Annotated in this window: 1 protein-coding gene; it reads left to right on the forward strand. The window is 37.3% G+C overall.

Annotated features, from left to right (window positions below; all coding sequences use genetic code 11):
- The coding region (locus QMZ64_RS23045) for a right-handed parallel beta-helix repeat-containing protein (RefSeq protein WP_367618655.1) at positions 1-437 on the forward strand (437 nt) is incomplete at both ends.

The following is a 437-nucleotide window of genomic DNA, read 5'->3' on the forward strand; positions in this document are numbered from 1 at the left end:
TTTAAATGGGGCGAAGTTAAGATTTTAAACAATCGATTTAAGCGCAATAATGAATGTATTCGAATTTCCCAAGCAGCCGGAGGAATTGAAAGTTCTAAAAATGTTGAAGGAGTCCAAATGAATCGCCCTCAAAATGCACAAAACGTCTTGATTCAGGGAAATGACTTTTATGATTACAAGTCATACGGAATCTTATCGTTTGGGCAAATATATAACAACGAAGTCGCCTGGAGCGATGGCATTCGTATTTTTGGGAACTACTTTAAATTAAAGGCAAAAGAGATTGGTGAATATGACTATGAGCAAGCCATCAAATTAGTCTTTGCAAGAAATGCTTTTATCTCTGATAACCGGATTTTCGGGGGAAGAAGAGGGATGTGGATAGAAGGCTGTTACAACACCTTTATTGATCGAAATTATGTGTCCTGTGTTGATAC

The organism is Bacillus sp. LB7, from assembly GCF_030449715.1.
Classification (GTDB): Bacteria; Bacillota; Bacilli; order Bacillales; family Bacillaceae; genus Bacillus; species Bacillus paralicheniformis.